The organism is Streptosporangium vulgare, from assembly GCF_042428775.1.
GTDB lineage: Bacteria > Actinomycetota > Actinomycetes > Streptosporangiales > Streptosporangiaceae > Streptosporangium > Streptosporangium vulgare.
In genome coordinates, this window is the sequence record NZ_JBHMBS010000039.1 from 36,071 (window position 1) to 57,181 (window position 21,111).

Below are 21,111 nucleotides of genomic sequence, written 5' to 3' on the forward strand. Positions count from 1 at the left end.
GATCTTCGGGATTTACGGGTGATTCGGCGAAGGGGCGATTACGACCGGCGAATCACCCATGCTGGGAGACGGTGTGAAAATCACCCTGCCATGGGGTTTCAGGTCACCGCTCCCTGATCAGTACCAGCCCCGCGTGGTGAAGTGCGTCCACGCCCGGCACGGCGAGCCGTAGCGCTGTTTGATGTAGCCGAGCCCCCACCGGATCTGTGTCCTGGGGTTGGTGCGCCAGTCGCGTCCGGCGCTGGCCATCTTGCCGCCGGGCAGCGCCTGCGGGATGCCGTACGCGCCCGACGAGCGGTTGTGGGCGCGGTGGTTCCAGTTGCTCTCCCTGGTCCAGAGCCTGCTGAGGCAGTTGAACTGACTGCTGTTCCAGCCGTGGGCGGACACCATGGGCCTGGCGACGGCCTGGTTGCCCGGTCTTGCCGAGGACGCCTGGGCGACCGTGGTGGTGGTGCCGAGGGCGAGCACCGAGGTGATCACCAGCACACCGGTACGGCGTAGCGTCGACATGGGACTCCCTGTGCTTCGGGTACGGGGGACGGCCGACACGATGCCCGGCGTTTCGTCGGCGGGCCAGCCGACAGCGCCTGTCAGGAGTCCTGTCAAAGATCGGTAAGAGAATGATCAAAGCATTGGTGAGGCGGGCGCCGTCTCATCTGTGGCGTCAGTCACATTTCACTTTTTGGACGGCATAACTCTCAAATGTGACAAGGGGATTAGGGTGCGGCTCATGGGAATCCGTGATATCTCGCTCCGCACCCTGTCCGACGCGCCCACCACCCTGGCCGAGCTCGCCGGGGACAAGGCCGTCCTCGTCGTGAACGTCGCCTCCAAATGCGGCCTCACCCCCCAGTACGCGGGTCTCGTCGACCTCCAGCGGACCTACGGCGACCGGGGCTTCACCGTCGTCGGCGTGCCGTGCAACCAGTTCTACGGCCAGGAGCCGGGCACCGCCGAGGAGATCCAGGAGTTCTGCTCGACCACCTACGGTGTCGACTTCCCGCTGCTGGCCAAGACCGAGGTCAACGGCGACGGCAGACATCCCCTCTACGACGCGCTGACCGCCACCCCCGACGCCGGGGGCGAGGCCGGTGACGTCAAGTGGAACTTCGAGAAGTTCCTCGTCTCGCGGGACGGGGAGGTGCTGGGCAGGTTCCGGCCGAACGTCGAGCCCGGCGACCCCGCCCTCATCGCGGCGATCGAGAAGTCCCTCTAGCCGCGCAGCTGCCCCTGACGATCAGCTCGGTGGGCAGCAGCACGCCCCGCGGCCTCCTGGCGCCGCCGCGCAGCACCAGCTCGGCGGCGCGGTAGCCGATGTCCCTGGCCGGCTGGGCGATCACCGTCAGCGGCGGTGAGCACAGCTCGGCCCAGGGCACGTCGTCGAACATGATCAGGGACAGGTCCCTGGGGATGCGCAGGTCCAGCTCCCGCGCCGCCAGCACGGCCGCCTCGCCCAGCAGGTTGCCCCCGGCCAGTACGGCGGTCAGGTCCGGCCGGTGCTGGAAGAGCCCGGCGGCGGCGGCGTACGCGGAGTCGCGGCTGCCCCGGGCGACGACGATCAGCTCCTCGTCGACGAGGGGCCCCAGCGCCTGCCTGAAGACCGACAGGCGCTGCGCCTGACCCGGGCCGCCCAGATAGGCGATGCGCCGGTGTCCCAGCCCCGTCAGGTAGTCGACCGCGGTCCCGACCCCCGCGCGGTCGTCGGCCACCACCGCGGGGATGTCGTCGCGCCCGGCCGAGAGCCGGTGCGCGAACACCGTGATCACTCCGGCCCGCAGGGTCGGCGCCCAGCTGTCGCCGTCACCCGAGGGGATCGCGATCACCCGGTCCACGCCCTGCTCCAGCAGCATGCCGATCAGCTCGGCCTCGCGCTCGGGGTCGTCGCCGGTCGCGCCCACGATCACCGGCTCGCCCGCCGAGCGCGCGCAGGCGAGCACGCCGTCGGCCACCCGGGCGTAGAAGGTGTCGGTGATGTCGGGCAGCAGCAGCCCGATCCCGCCCGAGCGCCGCTGGCGCAGGTTGCGCCCGAGCGCGCTGGGCCGGTAGTCGAGCTGGGCGGCGACGGTCAGCACCCGCTCCCTGGTCTCCGGGCTGGCCGACCCGCCCGACAGAACCCGGGACACCGTGGCGACCCCCACCCCGGCCGCCCCGGCGACGTCCTTGATCGTCGTACGACGCATGTTCATGGAAACGATTCCATCATGATTTCCGTGCCGGATCCAGTGCGAAGCGGCGACAACCATCCTGCTGACAGGCCAGAACCGAGAAGACTCTTGACACGGATGTCCGTTTCCGATGAGATGCATGAAAACGTATCCAATATCGGGTGAACGCGGGGTTGGCCCGAGGCGACAAGGACTTCAATGGCATCCATTGTTCTCAGCAAAGTCGACAAGATCTACGCGGGCGGCGTCAAAGCCGTGAACGGCCTCGACCTTGAGATCAAGGACGGGGAGTTCATGGTGCTGGTCGGGCCGTCCGGATGTGGCAAGTCCACCGCCCTGCGGATGATCGCCGGGCTTGAGGACATCAGCGGCGGCGAGATCGCCATCGGCGACCGGGTGGTCAACCACCTGCCCCCGAAGGACCGCGACATCGCCATGGTCTTCCAGAACTACGCGCTCTACCCGCACATGACCGTCGAGGAGAACCTCGCCTTCGGTCTGAAGCTCCGCAAGATGCCCAAGGCGGAGATCGCCAAGCGCGTCGGCGAGGCCGCCAAGATGCTCGGCCTGGACCAGTACCTCAAGCGCAAGCCCGCCGCCCTCTCCGGTGGCCAGCGCCAGCGTGTCGCCATGGGCCGCGCGATCGTGCGTGAGCCGCAGGCCTTCCTCATGGACGAGCCGCTGTCCAACCTGGACGCCAAGCTCCGCGTCTCCATGCGGGCCTCCCTCAACACCCTGCACGAGCGCCTGGGCGTGACGACCGTCTACGTCACCCACGACCAGGTCGAGGCGATGACCCTCGGCGACCGCGTCTGCGTGCTGCGCGACGGCCTGCTCCAGCAGGTCGACACCCCGCAGAACCTCTTCGACAAGCCGGTCAACCTCTTCGTCGCGGGCTTCATGGGCTCCCCGTCGATGAACTTCGTCAACGCCGAGCTGGTGCGCGGTGAGGGCGGCGCCGCCGTCGCGTTCGCGGGCTTCAAGCTCCCGGTGCCCGCCGAGACCCTCGCCGAGAAGCGCGGCCTCGACCAGTACTTCGGCAAGAAGATCATCCTGGGCATCCGCCCCTCCGACTTCGACGACTCGATCGCCGCCAACGGCTCCTCCTCCGGCTGGGTCCGCCTGCCGGTCCGCGCCGAGGTCACCGAGGAGCTGGGCTCGGAGATCAACGTGCTGTTCCTGATCGACGCCCCGCCGGTCCAGCACCAGGACACCGTGGCCGCCGCCGCCGACGACGGCGAGGAGGACGCGACGCTGCCGCTGGTGGGCGACAAGTCGCTGTGGACCGCCCGCGTCAACTCCCGCAGCCACGTCCGTCCCGGCCAGAACATCGAGCTGATCGTGGACACCCACAACCTGCACTTCTTCGACCCGGTCTCGGGCCTGGCGATCGGTCACGAGGCCAACGCCCGCGTCTGATCCACCGCGCCGGGCCGCGAGGCGCGTCCCGACCACCACCGCAGGCCGAAAGGGCCCGCGCCACGACCCCCTCCCGTGGCGCGGGCCCTTTCGTCTCCGCCGACGGTTTCCCGTCAGCCGGGACCTGTCGGCCGGTTCCCGTCAGCCGGGGTCTGCCGGCGGGAGACCCCGGCTGACGGGAAACCGGTGCTCTCCGCTACCGGTCTCCTGCTGCCGGTCTCTCTCCGGTGGTCCTTCTCCGGTGGCCTTTCCTCAGCGGCGGGCGAGGCGGCGTGAGAACTGGCCGATCAAGCCGAGGGGGAGCAGCCTGCCGACCCTGACGATGACCTTGTAGCGCAGGTCGGGGATGCTCACCCGCACGCCCCGGGCCAGGTCGCGCATCGCCTCGCGGACGACGTTGTCCGCCGACAGCCAGAAGAACTCGGGGATGCCCGACTTGTCCATCGAGGCGCGCTCGTGGAACTCGGTGTGCACGAACCCCGGGCACAGGGCCATGACCCGCACGCGGGTCCCGGCCATCTCGATGGCCGTGGACTCGCTGAAGTTCACCACCCACGCCTTGGACGCGCTGTAGGAACCCCGGGTGAAGAACGCCGCCACCGACGCGACATTGATCACCGCGCCCCGGTCGCGGGCCCTCATCCCCGGCAGCGCGGCCAGCGTCAGCCGCAGCACCGCCTCGCAGTGCAGCTTGAGCATCCGCAGCTCCTCCTCGGCGGGCACGTCGAGGAAGTGTCCCTGGTGGCCGAAGCCCGCGTTGTTGACCAGCAGATCCACCCCCTCCCCGAGCCGCCGCTCCACCGCCTCCAGGCCCTCGTCGGTCACCAGGTCGGCGGCGAGCACCTCGCTGCTCACCCCGTACCGCAGGCGCAGTTCCTCGGCGACGGAGACGAGGCGCTTCTCGTCGCGGGCGACCAGGACGAGTGAGAACCCGTCGGCGGCCAGGCGGCGGGCGAAGGCGGCACCGATGCCGGCCGTCGCCCCCGTGATCAGTGCGGTTGGCATGCCAGCAGTCTAGGGACGACGCGGGCGAGGCGGGCGAGGCGGTCATCGCCACCCGCTCGGTGCGTACCATCCCGGCGGCCTGAAGGGGACGCGGTCTCGCATCGAGATGCGAGACCGCGTCACCGATCGTGGTTCAGGGGAGGCACTTCATGCCGGTGATGCCGTTGGAGAGTTCCGCGTCCGAGCGGGATTTCACCGAGATCCCGTTGATGTCCCCGGTGTACGCGACCTCGCCCGCACGCTCGCACAGCTGCCGTGCGGCGGCGACGGCGGTGTCGTCGTCGCCGAGTGTGGTCTCCACCACGACCAGAGTGCACTGGCCCACGACGGTGACCGAGGTGACGTCAGGGCTGTTCAGGTGGTTCTTGACCGTGTCTGCGGCCTGGTCGCAGGTGGCGCCGGAGGGTTCGGGCGCCTGTGTCGTCGCGCCGACCGGCGGCGGAGCCGGATTGTCGCCATCGCCATCGCCATCGCCGCCGCAGCCGGACAGGAGCAGCACGCCGCCCAGCATCGTCACCGTCAGAAGCGACTTCGTTCTTCCTGTCAACACATTGACGCCGTTCTGAAAGGTCGAGGGTCGTCGAGGTTCGGTCGGCGTGGCTTCACGGCGCCCGAAGTGCCGTGACGAGCCAGATGCCGGCCGGGATCCGGTATCCGCCGGGTTGTTCGCGGAACCGCTCGAGCAGCTTGGCCGTCGCCGCGCGCGCGGCCGCCTGCTTTTCCGCGGAGGCGGCGCGGTAGGCGGCTCCGGCGGGGCCGATCTCGATGAGCCACTCGGCCACCGGTCCGGGTTCGTCGGGTGTGGACATGACCACGTCGTGCGGTGCGAAATCGATCTCCGTGAAACCGGCGGCCGCGAGAATCCGGGTCGCGCGGGCCGGTTCGGCGAAGGCGAACGGACCCGGTTCGTCGCCTACCGGCAGTGGCGGTAGCGAGCCCACGTGCGGTGCCGTGCCGAGCACCGCGAGCGTCAGCCACGGGTTGGCGCCGCCGTCGCGGAACACGGTCGCCGCCAACCGGCCGCCGGGGCGCAGCGCCCGCCGGATCGTGGTGCAGCCGGCCACCGGGTCTGCCAGCAGCATCAACGTCATCCGGGAGAAAGCCGCGTCGAACGGTGCTCCCGGGATGTGCGCGACGGTCTCGATGTCGGCGGTCACGAAGTTCAGGCCCGGATGCCGGTCCGCGGGAAAGCGCGCCGCGGCGGCGCTCACCATCGACTCCGCCAGGTCCACGCCGACGGCCGTGCCCGCCGGGCCGACGGCGAGCGCCACCTCGGCGGTGGTGCCGCCGCATCCGCACCCGACGTCAAGGACGCTCTCCCCGGGGCGGAGCGTGAGCCGGTCCATCGCCACGGCGCCGAGCGGTTCGCCGTACTCGTCCTGACGCTGCGCATGGCGGACCCATCCCGGCGCGGCCTGTGTCCAGAACGCGACGTTGCGGGCGCGTAGCGTGCCGACATCGCTCATGGGAACGGCATTTCGGTGCCGTCGACCGTGATGGACCTGAATCCGGCGCTCTTGCCGGCGTCGAACCCCTCCGCCTGAGCGGCCAGCCCCGCCGCCCTCATCAGCCGCTCCGACTGAAAGCGCCGGAACGCCGCCTCGTCCTGCCAGACGTTGATGATCCGCCAACCGCCCTCGACCGGCCCCGCCACGTGGGCGAGCAGGCCAGGCGGGCGGTCCGGACCGAGGTGCTGCTCGACCAGGCGATATTCCGACTCGCTGACACCGGGCATCTCCTGGAGCACACCGAACGGCATGTGATCACATCCTTTCAATAGAGTTTAACTCTATCCAATAGAGCATTGCAATGAGGTGATGGTTGTCAAGAGGCGTTACGAGTCGAAACGACGACAGCAGCAGGCGCACCAGACCAGGCGCGTGATCCTCGAGGCGGCCGACCGGCTGTTCGTTCGATCGGGGTACCCCGCCACCACGCTGGCCGCCGTCGCCGCCGGACCGGTCGAAACCGGTGCCGTGCGCGCCGACCACGACGCCGACGGCGTCGCCGACGTGCTCTGGCTCGCCATGGACCTCCGCGACTACGACTGGCTGGTCCGCGAACGCGGCCGGCCGGTGCAACGCCTCGAACGTTGGTACGTCGACACGGTCGCCGCCGCGGTGCTCGACTGAGTCCTGTCGTCCGGCCTCGCGGCCGGCCGTCCGCCGGATGCCGTCTCACTGGGCGAGCGCGCGGGGTGAAGCCTCCTGCTCCGGCCGGGGAGAATGGTGGTACGCGACAGGGGGAGGGCGGGGACGTAAAGGAATCGCCCGGCGCGGCCGGAACCTTCGCGGTGCGGGGCGCGTACAGGTGATCATCTGATGCAGGCGACGAACCACAGGAGGCTGAGAACCGTGCCGATCTCCCGCCGGACAGGACGCCGGACAGGATGGGGCCTGGCCCTGCTGAGCGCGGCGCTGGTCGCCTGCTCCTCCGCCGAGACCGCCGGGTCAGCCGGGGTCGCCGACTCCGGATCCGCCCCTCCCGCCGCCTCGCCCGCTGTCACGGCCTCGCCGGGGGAGTCCGATGGGGGGACGGGTGCGGAGACCGCCCCGAAGGTCCGCTTCACCGAGTTCGCCCGGCTCGACATGCCGGTGGCGATGGCCGTGCGCAAGGGCGATCCGACGCTCTACATCGCCGAGCAGACGGGACGGCTGCGCGCGGTGAAGGACGGGAAGGTCGCCGAGGAGCCCGTCGTCGACCTCTCCGGAGAGATCAGCAAGGGCAACGAGCAGGGGCTGCTCGGGGTGGCCTTCCACCCGGACGGTGACTTCCTCTATCTCGACTGGACCGACCGCGAAGGGCACACCCACCTCACCGAATGGGCCTTCTCCGGCGGAAAGGCGACCGGCCGCAGGGACGTGCTGACCCAGCGGCAGCCGTACGCCAACCACAACGGCGGGCAGCTCGCCTTCGGGCCCGACGGTTACCTCTACATCGCCTTCGGCGACGGCGGCAGCGGGGGAGACCCGCAGGGCAACGGCCAGAAGCTGGACACCTGGCTCGGCAAGATCCTCAGGATCGACCCGCGCGGCACCCCGTACAAGGTTCCCCGCGACAACCCGTTCGTCGGCAGGCAGGGCGCCAGGCCGGAGATCTGGTCGTACGGCCTGCGCAACCCCTGGCGGTTCACCTTCGACGCGAAGACCGGCGACATGTGGATCGGCGACGTCGGCCAGAACGCCTGGGAGGAGGTCGACTTCGAGCCGAAGGGCGAGGGGGGCCGCAACTACGGCTGGAACCGCAGGGAGGGCGCCCACCCCTTCGAGGGCGGCGACGGCGACGGCACGGTGGACCCGGTCATCGATTATCCGCTGGGCGAGGGCGGCAACTGCTCGGTCATCGCCGGATACGTCTATCGAGGCGAGAAGATCCCCGGCCTGGAGGGACGGTTCGTCTACGGCGACTTCTGCGCGGGCTGGGTCAAGGCCGCGCCCCCCGGCGGGAAGGGCCGGGGCGACGACCTGGGCACGGTGGAGCAGCTGTCGTCCTTCGGCCAGGACCGCGACGGCGAGTTGTACGCGCTCAGCCTGTCGGGACCCGTCTACCGCCTGGAGCCGGGCGCCGGCTAGAACCCTCTCCCCGGACGTTCGCCTCGGGAGGGGCGGGTCGATCCCGACGCGACCTCCGGCTCCGCCCGCCGCGATGGGCGGCCGGGGGTGTGCGGTGGTCGCCGCCGGAGGTCGTGTCGGCTCGTCACGGGGGGGAGAAAAATCGGTGATTGTTCGGCAAGCGTCGCGAGGCGGCACCATCGTTCCCGGCGATGGTGCATATAACGGATTCCGTGGACATGTTGCCCGAATCATGGGCGCTATTTCTGTAGCCTGAAATGCTGTCGCCGGGAGTTTTAAATGGCAAAAAATTATTTGATATCTATCGTTTTGGCGATGAGCGTCGGGGCCGCAATGCCCCTCGCGGCCTCCGCGACGGCTTCCGCCGCGACCGGCCTGCCAACGTCGGCGGCCGAGCAGGTGCCGTACCCGCCGAGCCCCAACGAGGACGTCAGCAGCATCAAGCAGGAGAACGATACCGCCAACAACATCAATCTGAGGGACAGGGAGAACAACCACCGGAGGGACAGGGAGGGCAACGGCGGCTTCTCGGACGGCTGTGAGGGGGACTGCTCCGACGGCTGCGGAGAGGGCTGCCGGGCGGACCCGGTGGCGAAGCTGCCGTTCACGGGAACGCCCGTGGCGACGGTGGCCCTGCTCGGCGGCGGGCTGCTGGCCGCCGGAGCCGTCGTCACGCTGATCTCGGTACGGCGCCGCCGATCCGCCAGTGCCGAATAGGAGACGACGCCGAGTAGTAGTGGTGGTGGGCCTGCCTGCCTTCGCGGCCCTGGTACTGGCGGGGGGCTGGTCGGCCCATCTCGGTATGCGCGTCCGCGACCACCTGGAGGCCACCGGGGCCGCACTGGTCCGGCTGCGTGCGGTGGCGGGTGTGGACGATCAGCACCCGGCGGCCACGGCGCTGGCCGAGGCCCGGTGGCACGCGGCCGAGGCCCGGCGGCTCACCGGGGGGCCGGAGTGGTGGACGATCGCCCACGCTCCGATCGTGGGGAACGCCGCGACGACCGTGCGCGGGCTCGCCGAGGCCGCCGCCGAGCTGACCGACGTTCTCGCCGGCGTGCGGGAGATCGCCACCCCCCTCCTGACGATCGGATCGCACTCCCCGGACGACCTGCGTCACCGGCTGGCCGCGCTCGACGCCGCAGCACCGGTCCTGGACGACGGCGTCTCCCGTCTCGGACGGGCGCTCTCACACTTGGCGGCCACCCCCGGCGGTACCGGCCTGGACCGGCTGGACGAGGCGCGTGGCACGGCGCTGGCCGAGATCGGCCGGCTGCGCGGCCTGCTCGGCGACGCCGCGGACGCCGCCACCCTGCTGCCCCCGATGCTCGGCCGCGACGGCCCCCGCCACTACTTCCTGGCCTTCCAGACCAATGCCGAGGCGCGAGGCACCGGAGGGCTGGTCGGGGCCTTCGGCATCCTGAAGGCCGACCGCGGCAGGGTCGCCGTCGAACACCTCTCCGCCAACACGGGGCTGGCCACGAGTCCCGTCCCCGTCGCCGAGCACGGCCGGGACTTCCTCGGGCGCTACGGAGCGGGTGCGACCAGAATGCTCTCCGTCTCGAACCTCTCCCCGCACTTCCCGTACGCCGCGGCCACCTGGACGGGGCTTTGGGAGCGGCAGAGCCGAAGGCGGCTGGACGGCGCCGTCGCCATCGACCCGGTGGGCCTCGCCCACCTGCTGCGGTTGATCGGGCCGGTCCCCCTGCCCGGAGGGCAGAGGGTCACCGCGGGGAACGTCGTCGACCTCACCGAGCGGAAGGCCTACGCCCGCTACCCCGACCCCTCGGCGCGCAAGCGGTTCCTCATCGAGATCGCCGATGCCGTCGGCGAGGTGCTGCCCGCTTCCCTTCCCACCCCCGCCAGGTTGCTGCCGGTGCTGTCCGACATGGTGAGCGAGCGGCGGATCCAGGTCTGGAGCCGCCACGAGGCGGAGCAGCGGCGCCTGTCGGGCACACCGGTCAGCGGCGTGCTGCCGTCGCGGCCTGGACCGTTCGCGGGCCTGGTGGTCAACAACTCCGCCGGTGGCAAGCTTGACTACTACCTGGAGCGCGCCCTCGACTACGAGCTTGGCCCCTGCCGGGGCGGGCTGCGTTCCTCGACGGTGCGGATCGGGCTCACCAACGACGTCCCGCAGCGGGCGCTGCCCTCCTACGTCACCGGTCGGCTCGACGACCCGGGGCACCGTCACGTCCCCGGTTCCAACCTGCTCTGGGTGTCGCTGTACGGCGGACTCGGCGCGAGGATGGCCGAGGCCCGCCTCGACGGCGACCGGGTGGCGGTCATCAGGGAGAACGAACGCTCCCACCCCGTCTACTCGGTCCTTGTGGAGTTCGCCCCCGGGCAGTCCAGGAGACTGGAGTTCGACTTCACCGAAGTCGCCTCCGGCGAGCCGCCGCAGGTTCCGGTGCAGCCGCTTGTCCGTCCCCAGCGGACTCGCGTCACCCAGGACTCAAGAGGTTGCCCGCCCTGACGCCGAACCTTCCGGTAAAGGGCCGGGGCCGCCACCCGGTGCACTCCCGCGCCGCATCGCCTGTTCATATCGGCAGAAAAGAGCAAAGAACCGCGTGCCACGGGTGGCGGCGTATCGGGGGCGATCTACTCTCGCGCCATGAAGGCTTCACTGCGGACCGGTGGGACCGCGCAGGATCCCGCGGCCACGGAGAGCGCCGCGGCGCTGGGTGAGGGCGTCCCCGCCGGGCACGAGGGCTGCGGGCAACGCTGCTGGCGGGATGTCCGGGAGGCGTGGGAGCCGCGGGACGGTGCCCGCTTTCGCATCCTTTTCGTGTGCACCGGCAACATCTGCCGTTCCCCGCTGGCCGAACGGCTGACCCGCTCGGCCCTGGGAGACTGCCCGGCGATCCAGGTGGCCAGCGCGGGCACGCGCGCCTGGCCGGGCCTGGAGATGGACCGGCGTGCCATGCGGGCGCTGGTGCGCCTCGGCGGGGACCCCGAGGACTTCGGCTCCCGCCGCCTGACCTCGGCGCTCGTCGCCGACGCGGACCTGGTGCTGACGGCCACCCGCGGGCACCGGGCGGAGTCGGTGGCCATGCACCTCGCGGCGGCCCCAAGGACCTTCACCATCGCCGAGTTCGGCGTGCTGACGGAGGCCGTGCGCCCCTCGAAGGTCATCCGGCACCGCGACCCCGCGCGGCGGGCCCGCGCCCTGGTCGACGAGGCGCGGGCGCTGCGCGGGGTGGTGCCGGTGGACGAGTCCGACATCATCGACCCCTACGGAGGCTCCTGGCTGCGCTACCGCGCGATGGGACGGAGCATCGCGAGGTCGCTCGCCACCCCGCTCCGGCTTCTCACACACTCACCGGATGCTTGACCTCGACCTCGTGGTTCGACCCGTAGCCGTGGCCGTAGCCGTATCCGAAGTACGCCTCGTTCCCCGGCGGGAAGAAGTTCAGGACGGTTCCCACCACGCGGGCGTTGATCGACTCCAGCAACTCCACGGCACGGGCCACGTGCTCGTACCGGGTCTTGCCGTAACGGGTGACGAGAAGGGTGCCGTCGCAGAACGCGCTGAGCGTCATGGCGTCGGCCACCGGCAGCAGCGGTGGCGCATCGATGATCACCATGTCGTAGGTGCCGACCAGCCGGGCCAATATCTCGCGCATCCCGCCCGAGCCGAGTAGTTCGCTCGGGTTCGGTGGAATCTGCCCGCTTGGCAGAACGGACATGCCAGGCTCCCCCCAGACCTGGATGACCTCGTTCAGGCTCACTTTGTTGATCAGTACGTCCGTCAGGCCCACTGTCCCCTCGATGCCGAGGTAGGAGGGAACGCTGGGGCAGCGCAGGTCGCCGTCGACCAGGATGACCCGCCAGCCCGCCTGGGCCAGTGTGATCGCGAGGTTGGTGGAGGTCGAGGACTTCCCCTCGCCGGGCAGGCAACTGGTGACCACGAGTGACTTCGGCTGCCGGTCGACGCCGATGAACTGCAGGTTGGTTCGGAGCGCGCGGAACGCCTCGGATCGAGACGACCGGCCACGGTTGCGCAGGATCAGGGGGTGGTGCCGAGCGTCCCGCTCGTAGCCGATGATCCCGAGGACCGCGCTGCGCGAGGCCTCCCGCAGCGCCTCGGAGGACTTGAGGGTCGTGTCCAGATGGTCGCGGAGGACGATCACGGCCATACTGGCGAGCAGCGCGATCAGCACGGCGACCACCAGGTTGACCAGTGGCCTGGGGCTGACCGGTTCCCGTGGGACGTCCGCCTTGTCCACTATCGTGATCTTGATGGTGGGGCGGCTGTTCGGAGTGGGCCGCTCGATCTGGTCGATCAGCTCCGAGAAGCGTGCTCCCAGGGCGTTGGCCAGCAGGGAGGCTCGCTCGGGGGCGGTGTCGGTGACCGTGGCGCGCAGGAGCACGGTGCCGGGGACGGCCTCGGCACTGATGTTCCCCTGCAGGCGCGGGATGTCCTCGCCCTCGACGATCTGGCCGACCACCCGGCGGCTGGACAGCAGGTTGGCGTAGGACTGCACCCGCTGGGCCGACAGCATGCCCGCCTGGTAGGCGGTGGAGAGGCTGCCCTTCTCGTCGTGGCCCGACACCAGCATGGAAATCGTCGAGACGTATTTCGGCGGCATGTTCACCGTGATGACGAGCGCCGCACCCACCGCCAGGATCAATGAGAGGAGGATGATCAGCCAGTTCCTGCGCGCCAGCCGTGCGTAGTAGAGCAGATCCATGGGATCAACGTCGCCTTTCGTGAGCTTTCTGCGGGATCTGGTGGCGCTGGGCCGGCGGTTGGGCGTTCGTGCCCCGCAGCAGGCTGACGAGAGCGACGGCGATCGCGCCCGCCACGACCATCGCGACGAGTGGTGACAGCAGGTCCGAGACCGTCATCAGGCAGAGAGCGCCGGTGATCGCCGTGATCGCGCCCAGCGTCATGGCGACCGCGCGGGTTTCCAGGCCCATACGGCGCAGCCGGTGCGACACATGGTCGGTACCGCCCTGCAACGGTGGGCGGTTCGCCAGGATGCGGGAGAACAGGATGACGCAGGTGTCGACGGTCGCCATGAACGTCGGCAGGAACAGTCCGGCGATCGCCGCGTCTGGGGACCGGCCCATGACCAGGACGGTCGCCGAGCAGGCGATCGTGAATCCGAGGAACAGCGATCCGGAGTCCCCCATGAACATTCTCGCGGGCGCCCAGTTGTGCGGCAGGAAGCCCAGGCACGCGCAGGCGAGCGCGCACAGAAGCACCGCGAGCGAGGTGTGGCCCTGGAGCAGGGCGGTGGCCGCGAGAAGACCGGCGGTCACGGTGGTGACGGTTCCCAGCGCGCCGTCCATGTTGTCCAGCAGGTTGAAGGAGTTCGTCATCACGACGATCCACACCACGGTCAGGGAGCTGTCCAGCCACGTCCCGGTGACGGTCGCCTGGACGCCGGACAGCACCACCCCGATCGCCGCCACGGTCTCCACGATCAACCTGGTGGCCGCGGGCAGGGGCGCCATGTCGTCGATCAGGCCGAGGACGGAAACCGCGGCGGCGGCGAGGAGGATCGCGATGATCTGCAGATCGGCGAAGCCGAGCGCGATCACGGTGGGCACGGTCGTGCCCACCGTGATCGCGATACCGCCGAGGTACGGGGTCGGGTGGGTGTGGGCCTTGTGCCCGCCGGGGTGGTCGGTGAGATTCCATCGCAGCGCCAGACGCCTCAGCGGCACGGCGGCCGTCACGCTGAGCAGGCAGGCCGCTCCCGCGGTGAGGGCGATCGTCCCGCTCACCGGGGGATCGCCGTCGGGTCGCCGGAGGCCTCCCTGATGATCTCGGCGAGGATCTTGTCGAGAGTGCGCCGGGGAGCCCAGCCTGTGAGCGCGCGGAGCTTCGTGGTGTCCGGAACCCTGCGGGTCATGTCCTCGAACCCCCGCTCGTAGGCCTGGGAGTAGGGGATGAGCTCGACCCCGGAGGTGGACCCGGTGAACTCGATGATGAGTTTCGCCAGCTCCAAGATGCTCACCTCGTCGGAGGAGCCGATGTTGAAGGTCTCGCCGACGGCCGCGTCCTCGTCGAGCAACCGGAGCAGCGCGTCGACGACGTCCGCGACGTGTGCGAAACAGCGAGTCTGGGTCCCGTCGCCGAAGACCGTCAGGGGCATGGCCGACAGAGCCTGCCGGACGAGGCTCGGGATCACCATTCCGTAGGTCGGGCTCTGGCGCGGGCCGACGGTGTTGAACAGCCGGACGACGATCGTCGGCAGGTCGCGCTCCTTGTGATAGGCGTTGGCGAGGATCTCGTCGACGGCCTTGGCGGTGCTGTAGGCCCATCGGACCACCGCGGGGCTGCCGAGGATGCGGTCGGCGTCCTCGCGCAGCGCGCCGGAGGAGTTCTTGCCGTAGATCTCGCTCGTGCTGGTGATCAGGATCTTCTTCCGGTACCGGTGCGCGGCCTCGATGACGATCTCCGAACCGCGGATGTTGGTCGTCAGCGACCGCAGCGGTTGCTCGACGATCAGCTTGACGCCGACCGCCGCCGCCAGGTGGACGACGACGTCGCACCGATGGACCAACTCGTCGACCATGAGTTCGTCCAGGACCGAACCGTGCACGAAACGCAGGCTCGGGTGGGGGCGCAGGTTTTCCAGCCGTCCCGTCGAGAGGTTGTCCAGGGCGATGACGGAGTCACCACGCGCGAGCAGCGCGTCAGCCAGATGTGATCCGATAAATCCGCTACCACCTGTTATCAGATATTTGGTGCCTGATGTCGTAAGCATGGGGTTCTCCTCGTCACATGCTTGGAGAGAGATCTCTGTTGGCGGGAGGAAGCGGTGGATCACGCGTAGCCGCCGACCTTCGCCTTGATGCCCGGGACCTGCGTTCTCTCGAACCAGGCCACCGTTGTGCGTAGCCCGTCCTCAAGCGGAACGGGACGCACGTCGGGGAACAGTTCGCGCAGCAGATGGGGAGAGGCCTGGGAATGCCGGATGTCGCCCGGTCGTGGCGGCAGGCAGGTCTCCTCGACGGGGCGGCCGAGGATCTCGGCGAGGACGCCCATCAGGTGCCGGAGGGAGACGAGGGTGCCGAATGCCAGGTTCACCGGCTTCGCGCTGGTCATCCGATGCGCGGCCGCCTCGGCGAGGACCCGGGTCACCGAGTCCACGTAGGTGAAGTCCCGTGACTGAAGGCCGTCGCCGTGCAGCGGAACCGGCTCGCCCCGCAGCGCCGCGGAGACGAACGCCGGGATCACGGCGGCGTACGCGTGCCTGGCGCTCTGCAGCGGGCCGTAGACGTTGAAGAAGCGGAACGGCAGAACCGGCAGGCCGTAGCTGTGCGCGTAGGCCAGCGCGTACGCCTCCGCGGCGAGCTTGCCGGCCCCGTAGGGGCTGAGCGGCCTGGTGGGCAGGTCCTCGTGCTTGCGGGGTGCGGAACTGTCGCCGTACACCGAGGACGAGGAGGCGAGGATCACGTGTGGTCTGCTCGCGCGGCACGCTTCCAGCACGTGCAGGGTGCCGGTCGCGTTGACGGCGTGCGAGGCCAGCGGGTCGGCGAGGGAACGGGGCACCGACGGCCGGGCGGCGAGGTGGATCACGTGCGTGGCACCGGCCACCAGGTCCGTCAGCAGGTCTCGGTCCAGAATGCTGCCCGTCACCACCGTGGCCTCGACGCCGTCGAGGTTGGTGAGATCCCCGCTGCTCAGGTCGTCCAGCACCGTGATGTGCCCGACCTCGGGCCTGGCGGCCAGCGCCCGGCACATGTGCGCGCCGATGAAACCGGCGCCGCCCGTCACCAGCACTCTCATCGGGTGCTCTCTTCCGCCACGAGCCGCCGGTCGGCCTTCCCGCACAGCGACCGATAGAGGTGCTCGGTGTCGGAGACGAGGCGCCCCACGCCGAACGCGTATCTTGTCCAGTCGCGGGCCGCCTCGCCCATCTGGCGGGCCAGGCTCCGATCGCAGAGCAGGCGGACGGTGTGCGCCGCCAGTTCGGCAGGGTCGGTCGACGCCAGCAGACCGGTGTGCTCATCCTTGACGACCTCGGCGACGCTTCCCACCCGGGTGGAGACGACCGGCGTGCCCGCCATGCCCGCCTCGATGAGGGTGAGCGGGGTTCCCTCGTTGTCGGAGGTCAGCACGACCACGTCGGCGGCGGCGTAGACGGTCTCCACGTCCTTCCTCCAGCCGAGCAGGTGGAAGGAGTCGTGGACGGGCTCGACGTCCCGCGCGACCTGCCACTCCAGGCCGCCGCCCCCGCATACGACGAAGCGGCAGCCGGGAATCTGCCTGGATACGGCGTCGGCCACGGCGAGGAACCGGTCGGGCCGCTTCACCGGGGTGAGGCGGCCCACGTACGCCACGACGGGCGCGTCCGGTGGTAGTCCCAGCGCGGCGCGCGCCGTCCCGCGGTCGGGGACCGGTCTCAGCCGGACACCCGGAGGGATCACCACGTACTGCGAGGGGCGTCCGATCCCGGCCTGGAGAAGATCATCCCTGACCTGGGACCCCACCGTCACCAGCCGGTCCGACATGGATGCCAGGAGCCGTTCCGACCGCACGTAGAGCGCCCGCCTGGCCGGGGAGAAGTAGCCGTGCAGGAGATGCCCGTGGAAGGTGTGCACCCGGGCCGAGCCGACGCCGGCCAGGCGGGCGGCCACCCGGCCCAGGGCGCCCGCCTTGGCCGTGCGGGTGTGGACGATGTGCGGGCGGAACGTCCGCATGGCGCTGATCAGCCAGAAGAGCGCGCGGTAGTCGTCTCCGAGTCTGACCGACCTGCCGAGGCCGGGGACCCGCCGGACCTGACTTTCCATACCGTGCAGTCGGAGGTGGTCGCACTCGTGGTCGTCTACATAGCCGGTGTAAAGGCGGTGGTCGAACTCCTTCGGATCCAATCCCTCCGACAACCCCGATACCTGCGTGGCGGGGCCGCCGACGTTCATTCGAGCGATGATTTCCATTACACGAATCCGGCCGTCCGGCTTCATGCGGGCTCCTTGGTGACAGGCCTGGCTCACGTTGGAGAAACTAGTTCGCTCTTTGAGTTGTTCGCCGACACCATCACGGCGGTGGCACGATGTTTTTCCTATTCCCTACCTAGGCATGATCTAGCTGGGTCGCCCCAAGTGTTCGCAGTCCGCCCGGTGATCCCCATCGGGTCCGATGGCTTTGTGAGTGGCCGTGCAGGGAATATGATGAATTAGCCCTTTTGTATTGCTTGCGTTTCGATGCTGGAAGATCACTCGCGGTCTGGACAACCGAGGTCGGTGACGCGCCGCAACGACGCGATCCAAAAACCCGTGCCGAGCGTGGCGACGGCCAGCGTTCCCCACGCGAAGCAGAGCGACGCCTGGAACGGGCCCGAGGCGGTCCAGCTGCCGAAGAGGAGCACGCCCAGGAGCATGCCGGCCTCCGCCAGGAGGTACGCGAGCCGCCGGCCGGGCCTGCCGAGGGCGAGGGGAAGCACGTTGGACCAGCAGACCGTTCCCTTCACACAGGCGGCGCCCAGGAGCACCACGGCGACCACGCCGAGGTGGGCGTAGTGGGGGCCGTAGGCCAGGCCGATGACGGCGTCGGTCACCGGGAGCGCGACGGCGACGGTCGCCGCTCCGGTCGCGGCGAGCAGCAGGGTGGTGCGCGTGATGTCCCGGATGATGGGTGCCCTTCCCGCTCCCGTCGTGGCCGTCCGGATGATCCGGGGATAGAGCATCGCGGCCACCGGGATCGCGAGGTTGGCGTAGAAGCGGCCGGGAGCTGATGCGATCTTGAGGATGGTGACGAGGGTCGGACCGCCCAGCAGGCCCGCGAGGGCGAGGATGCCGGAGTCGGAGATCCCGGCCACGCTGGTTCCCATGGACGTCTTCACGGCAAAGGCGATCATGCCCGGGGGCAACCGGACCCGTGCGACGGCCGGTCCCAGCTCCGTGAGGAGCTCTCGGGTCGCCAGCAGGTAGAACACCGCCGCCATCACCAGCGCACCCGCGGCCTGGCCCACCAGGTAGAGGAGGGGGCCTCCGAGGAACAACCCGCCGAGGGAGAGCCCGAACGACAGGACCGCGCACCGCGTCCTGAGCGCGCCCAGAGCGCGCAGCCGGTCTGTCAGTGCGAAGGCCGCGCCCGCCGTGCCGTACGACGACATGGCCCCGCGTGTGACGATCGCGAGAGCGAGCATGAACGCGAACTCGTCCGACAGGGAGCCCAGCAGGCGCGCGGCCAGCACCGCCACGAGACCGACACAGGCCGCGGCCACGCCGATCGCCACATCCCAGCGGATCAGGCGCATGAACAGCGAGGAGCCCCGCCCGCTCCGCTGCTGTTCGATGGGGACGAATCGCTGGGCGGCGTTCTCCAGGCAGGGGTCGCACAGGAGGAACCAGACGGTCGCCGCAGACTGGGCGAAGATGACCTGCCCGGATGTCTCGGTTCCCGTCAGGCGTACCAGAGCGATCAGGCTGAGAGTGGGAAGAACCGCCTCGCCCAGACCGGCGGCGGTCAGCGATGTGAAGGTTCGCAGATGGCGCCTGACAGGAGGGCGCATCCGGTGGACGGCGCGTCCGAGAGTGTTGACCATGTCCTACGAGCAGACTTCGTCGTACAGCTTGTCGAACCAGGCGGCCGTCCGGCTGATGTCCACGAGTTCCGCGCTTGCCCGCGCCCCTTCTCGAAGGCGCGCGTGGATCTCCGGGCGCGTCGCCCGCAGGATGCCCTCGGCGAGGGCGGCGGGGTCCCCCGGCCTGACGAGGATGCCGTTCCCGCGGTCCTCGATCAGATGGGGCACTCCGCCTACGGCGGTGGACACGACGGGCACGCCCGCGGCGAGAGCCTCCATGACGACCACGGGCAACCCCTCGTACGAGGAACTGAGCACGAGCAGGTCGGAGGAGGCGATGAGCCGGTCGGCGTCGGGCACGTGACCGAGCAGGCGCACGTTGCCCAGGCCGAGATCCTCGACCTGGCGGGCCACCCGCGCGTGCAGGGGACCTGATCCGGCGAGCAGGAACACCGGACGGGGATCTTGTTCACCGACCCTCGCCGCGGCTTCGACGAGTAGCTCGTGGTTCTTCTGCGCACGGAAGTTGGCGACGTGCACGATCAGGAAGGCGTCCGGGGAAACGTTCCACTCTCGCCTCGTCTGTTCCGATCGAGCCGCCCAGTGGCGTTGTTCCGCGAGGTGGACGCCGTGCACGCGAACGGACAGGCCCCGCGAGCGCCTGCTGGTGCAAGCGCTGGCGACCTGCGGGGAGACGGCCACGGTCCGGGTGTCCAGCCATCCCGTCGCCCGGTCGAGCAACATCGTCGGCAGGCGGTAGCGCACGTTGTGCACCGTCGAGACCAGGGCCGGGCGAGGACTCAGCAGCTGGGACACGGGCCGCAGGAGCGACGCGGGAAGGGGGGAGTGGATGTTGAGAACGTCGGGTTCCAACCTCCGCACCACGCACGCGAGGCGGGCCAGGCGGAGCCAGCGCGGGCACGCGGTGAGGTCGACGACCCGGATGCCCGCCGATCGCAGCCGTCCGCTCAGCTCGTGGGTGGAGGCCCGCAGGCATACGACGGTGTAGCGCTTGCCCGTCGGGGGGGCGGCGAGCAGCCTCTCGACGAGCAGGACCTCCGCGCCGCCCACGTCCAGCGTCTTGATCACCTCACAGACGTGCAGGCCGCTCATGACACGCTCACCGGGCTGAGGGGCCGGTCGGTGATGAGCGTCTCGTACCATTCCCCGATGCGCTCGCCCACCATCCGCCAGTCGAGGTTCGACACGGCCCGCACCCCGCGTTCGATCATCTGAAGGCACAGCGCCTCGTCGTCGAGGACCGATCGCAGGTGCGTCACCAGGTCCTGCGCGGATCCCGACTGGAAGACGAGGTAGGCGGAGCGGTCCGTCACGGCCACGCCGAGCGAGGCGTCGGACGAGACGATGACGGCGGTGCCCAGCGCGAGGGCCTCCAGAAGGGCGAAGGGAATGCCCTCGCCGATGGTGGGAAGCCGCCGGGAGGCATGCACGAGCACCTGGGCCCGGCTTACCAGCGAGTACACGTCGTCGGCGGGGAGGTGCCCGGTGAACTCGATTCCCCGGCCCGTCCCGGCGAGCCGCTCAAGCCGGGCGCGCTCCGGGCCGTCACCCGCGATGACGAGGCGCGCGCCGGGGTGGTCGGTCCGTAGCCGGTGGAAGGCCTGAATGGTCAGCGCGTGGTTCTTCACCTCCACCAGCGAGCCCACACTGACGATCAATCCCGGTTCGACCGGATGTCTCTCCCGGAATCGAGCGAGGTGATCGAGGTTCAGGCCGCCGGGTATGATCCGCATCCGCCGCTCCGGTACGCCGACCGCCAGCAGGTCCTCCCGCGGCCGTTCTCCGGCCACGATGAATCCGTCGGTGTGGCGGAAGGCCCACGGCATGATCCGCCGGTGACGCGTCGTGAGGGCGCCGTGGACATGGAGCAGGAGGGGAATCCCCGCCCGCCGCGCGGCGGAGCCGAGGCCGAGCGCCTCGCGATGGTCGCCGTGCGCGTGCACGATGTCGATCCGGTGCGCCCGGCGGAGCGTCCGCGCGCATTCCATGGCGAAGGCGATCACATCCGACCTCCCGGAGACGGCGTGGCTGGCAGCGGTCCGTGTCAGCGGAAGCGCCCTCGCGCCACCGGGGATGTCGCCCAGTCGGTGGGCGACGACCACCTCGTGTCCACGCAGCATCTGCTCGTGGCTGAGGCGCTCGATATAGCGCTCCTTTCCCCCCGGCTCGGGGGGAAGTCGGTATCCGATGTGGAGAATCCTCATGTCAACCTCCCTGATGGGCTCAGTGTTCTTCCGGCCCGGCTCGACCGGGCCGACGCGTCGTCGCCTGGCGGGTCGCCGGCGGCACTTGAGGAGACCTCGTGCTCCGGGATTCGGTAGACGGCGCAGTCGCCGGAGCGGAACCGGAGTTCGGCGAAGTCCCCGATCCTGGAGGTCCGGCCGGTGCGGCGCTCGTCGACGAAGAGCCAGCGCACCCCGTAGCGTTCGCGCAGTCGTCCGATCGTGG

The 21,111-nt window shown here is 69.9% G+C and carries 22 protein-coding genes; 7 read left to right on the forward strand and 15 right to left on the reverse strand.

Annotation, left to right across the window (positions count from 1 at the left end; all coding sequences use genetic code 11):
- Nucleotides 1-117: 117 nt before the first annotated feature.
- Nucleotides 118-510: an aggregation-promoting factor C-terminal-like domain-containing protein gene (locus ACFFRH_RS40645; RefSeq protein WP_344748472.1), complete on the reverse strand. Its 393-nt coding sequence runs from the start codon at nt 508-510 to the stop codon at nt 118-120.
- A 220-nt stretch (nt 511-730) separates the two neighbouring features.
- On the opposite strand from ACFFRH_RS40645, the gene ACFFRH_RS40650 reads away from it, so the two are divergent.
- Nucleotides 731-1,216, forward strand: a complete 486-nt coding sequence (locus tag ACFFRH_RS40650; RefSeq protein ID WP_386163148.1) for a glutathione peroxidase — start codon at nt 731-733, stop codon at nt 1,214-1,216.
- On the opposite strand, the gene ACFFRH_RS40655 is transcribed toward ACFFRH_RS40650, so the two are convergent.
- Nucleotides 1,188-2,186 (reverse strand): LacI family DNA-binding transcriptional regulator, encoded by a 999-nt coding sequence (locus ACFFRH_RS40655; RefSeq protein ID WP_344748473.1) that lies wholly within the window; start codon nt 2,184-2,186, stop codon nt 1,188-1,190. The genes ACFFRH_RS40650 and ACFFRH_RS40655 overlap by 29 nt on opposite strands.
- Before the next feature lie 177 nt (nt 2,187-2,363).
- Here ACFFRH_RS40655 and ACFFRH_RS40660 point away from each other — a divergent pair, with 177 nt between their 5' ends.
- Entirely contained in the window at nt 2,364-3,584 is a 1,221-nt protein-coding gene (locus ACFFRH_RS40660; RefSeq protein WP_344748474.1) for an ABC transporter ATP-binding protein, read from the forward strand.
- Between the two features lie 252 nt (nt 3,585-3,836).
- Here ACFFRH_RS40660 and ACFFRH_RS40665 read toward each other — a convergent pair whose 3' ends face one another.
- The 4 genes from ACFFRH_RS40665 to ACFFRH_RS40680 form a co-directional block, all read right to left on the reverse strand.
- A complete protein-coding gene (locus ACFFRH_RS40665; RefSeq protein WP_344748475.1) occupies nt 3,837-4,589 on the reverse strand; it encodes an SDR family NAD(P)-dependent oxidoreductase in 753 nt (250 codons plus the stop codon).
- Nucleotides 4,590-4,722: 133 nt separating this feature from the next.
- The gene (locus tag ACFFRH_RS40670) at nt 4,723-5,106 is read right to left on the reverse strand and encodes a hypothetical protein (RefSeq protein WP_344748476.1); all 384 of its coding nucleotides are present in this window, start codon (nt 5,104-5,106) and stop codon (nt 4,723-4,725) included.
- Nucleotides 5,107-5,191: 85 nt separating this feature from the next.
- Nucleotides 5,192-6,055 (reverse strand): class I SAM-dependent methyltransferase, encoded by an 864-nt coding sequence (locus tag ACFFRH_RS40675; protein ID WP_344748477.1) that lies wholly within the window; start codon nt 6,053-6,055, stop codon nt 5,192-5,194.
- Complete coding sequence (locus ACFFRH_RS40680; protein ID WP_344748478.1) at nt 6,052-6,348, reverse strand: hypothetical protein; 297 nt, start codon at nt 6,346-6,348, stop codon at nt 6,052-6,054. Before ACFFRH_RS40680 ends, ACFFRH_RS40675 begins: the two co-directional genes overlap by 4 nt.
- 58 nt (nt 6,349-6,406) lie before the next feature.
- On the opposite strand from ACFFRH_RS40680, the gene ACFFRH_RS40685 reads away from it, so the two are divergent.
- From ACFFRH_RS40685 to ACFFRH_RS40705, 5 genes are all read left to right on the forward strand, one after another.
- On the forward strand, nt 6,407-6,721 hold the full coding sequence (locus ACFFRH_RS40685; RefSeq protein ID WP_344748479.1) for a hypothetical protein: 315 nt from the start codon (nt 6,407-6,409) through the stop codon (nt 6,719-6,721).
- Between the two features lie 189 nt (nt 6,722-6,910).
- Nucleotides 6,911-8,161, forward strand: a complete 1,251-nt coding sequence (locus ACFFRH_RS40690; protein WP_344748480.1) for a PQQ-dependent sugar dehydrogenase — start codon at nt 6,911-6,913, stop codon at nt 8,159-8,161.
- A gap of 315 nt (nt 8,162-8,476) precedes the next feature.
- On the forward strand, nt 8,477-8,878 hold the full coding sequence (locus ACFFRH_RS40695; protein WP_344748481.1) for a hypothetical protein: 402 nt from the start codon (nt 8,477-8,479) through the stop codon (nt 8,876-8,878).
- Between the two features lie 25 nt (nt 8,879-8,903).
- Complete coding sequence (locus tag ACFFRH_RS40700) at nt 8,904-10,631, forward strand: DUF4012 domain-containing protein (RefSeq protein WP_386163155.1); 1,728 nt, start codon at nt 8,904-8,906, stop codon at nt 10,629-10,631.
- 138 nt (nt 10,632-10,769) lie between these two features.
- Nucleotides 10,770-11,489 carry an arsenate reductase/protein-tyrosine-phosphatase family protein gene (locus ACFFRH_RS40705; protein ID WP_344748483.1) on the forward strand — a complete coding sequence of 240 codons (720 nt, stop codon included), beginning with the start codon at nt 10,770-10,772 and terminating at the stop codon, nt 11,487-11,489.
- Here the strand turns inward: ACFFRH_RS40705 and ACFFRH_RS40710 are convergent.
- From ACFFRH_RS40710 to ACFFRH_RS40750, 9 genes are all read right to left on the reverse strand, one after another.
- Nucleotides 11,467-12,849 carry a tyrosine-protein kinase domain-containing protein gene (locus ACFFRH_RS40710; RefSeq protein ID WP_344748484.1) on the reverse strand — a complete coding sequence of 461 codons (1,383 nt, stop codon included), beginning with the start codon at nt 12,847-12,849 and terminating at the stop codon, nt 11,467-11,469. The two genes, ACFFRH_RS40705 and ACFFRH_RS40710, sit on opposite strands and share 23 nt — an antisense overlap.
- A 4-nt stretch (nt 12,850-12,853) precedes the next feature.
- Complete coding sequence (locus ACFFRH_RS40715) at nt 12,854-13,891, reverse strand: MraY family glycosyltransferase (protein ID WP_344748485.1); 1,038 nt, start codon at nt 13,889-13,891, stop codon at nt 12,854-12,856.
- On the reverse strand, nt 13,888-14,877 hold the full coding sequence (locus ACFFRH_RS40720) for an NAD-dependent epimerase/dehydratase family protein (protein ID WP_344748486.1): 990 nt from the start codon (nt 14,875-14,877) through the stop codon (nt 13,888-13,890). The genes ACFFRH_RS40715 and ACFFRH_RS40720 overlap by 4 nt, the downstream gene beginning before the upstream one ends.
- Nucleotides 14,878-14,936: 59 nt before the next feature.
- Nucleotides 14,937-15,902, reverse strand: a complete 966-nt coding sequence (locus ACFFRH_RS40725; protein ID WP_344748487.1) for an NAD-dependent epimerase/dehydratase family protein — start codon at nt 15,900-15,902, stop codon at nt 14,937-14,939.
- Entirely contained in the window at nt 15,899-17,080 is a 1,182-nt protein-coding gene (locus ACFFRH_RS40730) for a glycosyltransferase (RefSeq protein ID WP_344748488.1), read from the reverse strand. Before ACFFRH_RS40730 ends, ACFFRH_RS40725 begins: the two co-directional genes overlap by 4 nt.
- A 251-nt stretch (nt 17,081-17,331) precedes the next feature.
- Nucleotides 17,332-18,663, reverse strand: a complete 1,332-nt coding sequence (locus tag ACFFRH_RS40735; protein WP_386163162.1) for a polysaccharide biosynthesis protein — start codon at nt 18,661-18,663, stop codon at nt 17,332-17,334.
- A gap of 3 nt (nt 18,664-18,666) precedes the next feature.
- The gene (locus ACFFRH_RS40740; RefSeq protein WP_344748491.1) at nt 18,667-19,755 is read right to left on the reverse strand and encodes a glycosyltransferase; all 1,089 of its coding nucleotides are present in this window, start codon (nt 19,753-19,755) and stop codon (nt 18,667-18,669) included.
- On the reverse strand, nt 19,752-20,867 hold the full coding sequence (locus tag ACFFRH_RS40745; protein WP_344748492.1) for a glycosyltransferase family 4 protein: 1,116 nt from the start codon (nt 20,865-20,867) through the stop codon (nt 19,752-19,754). Before ACFFRH_RS40745 ends, ACFFRH_RS40740 begins: the two co-directional genes overlap by 4 nt.
- On the reverse strand, nt 20,864-21,111 hold a 248-nt coding region (locus tag ACFFRH_RS40750; protein ID WP_386163168.1), incomplete at its 5' end, for a hypothetical protein. The genes ACFFRH_RS40745 and ACFFRH_RS40750, both read right to left, overlap by 4 nt.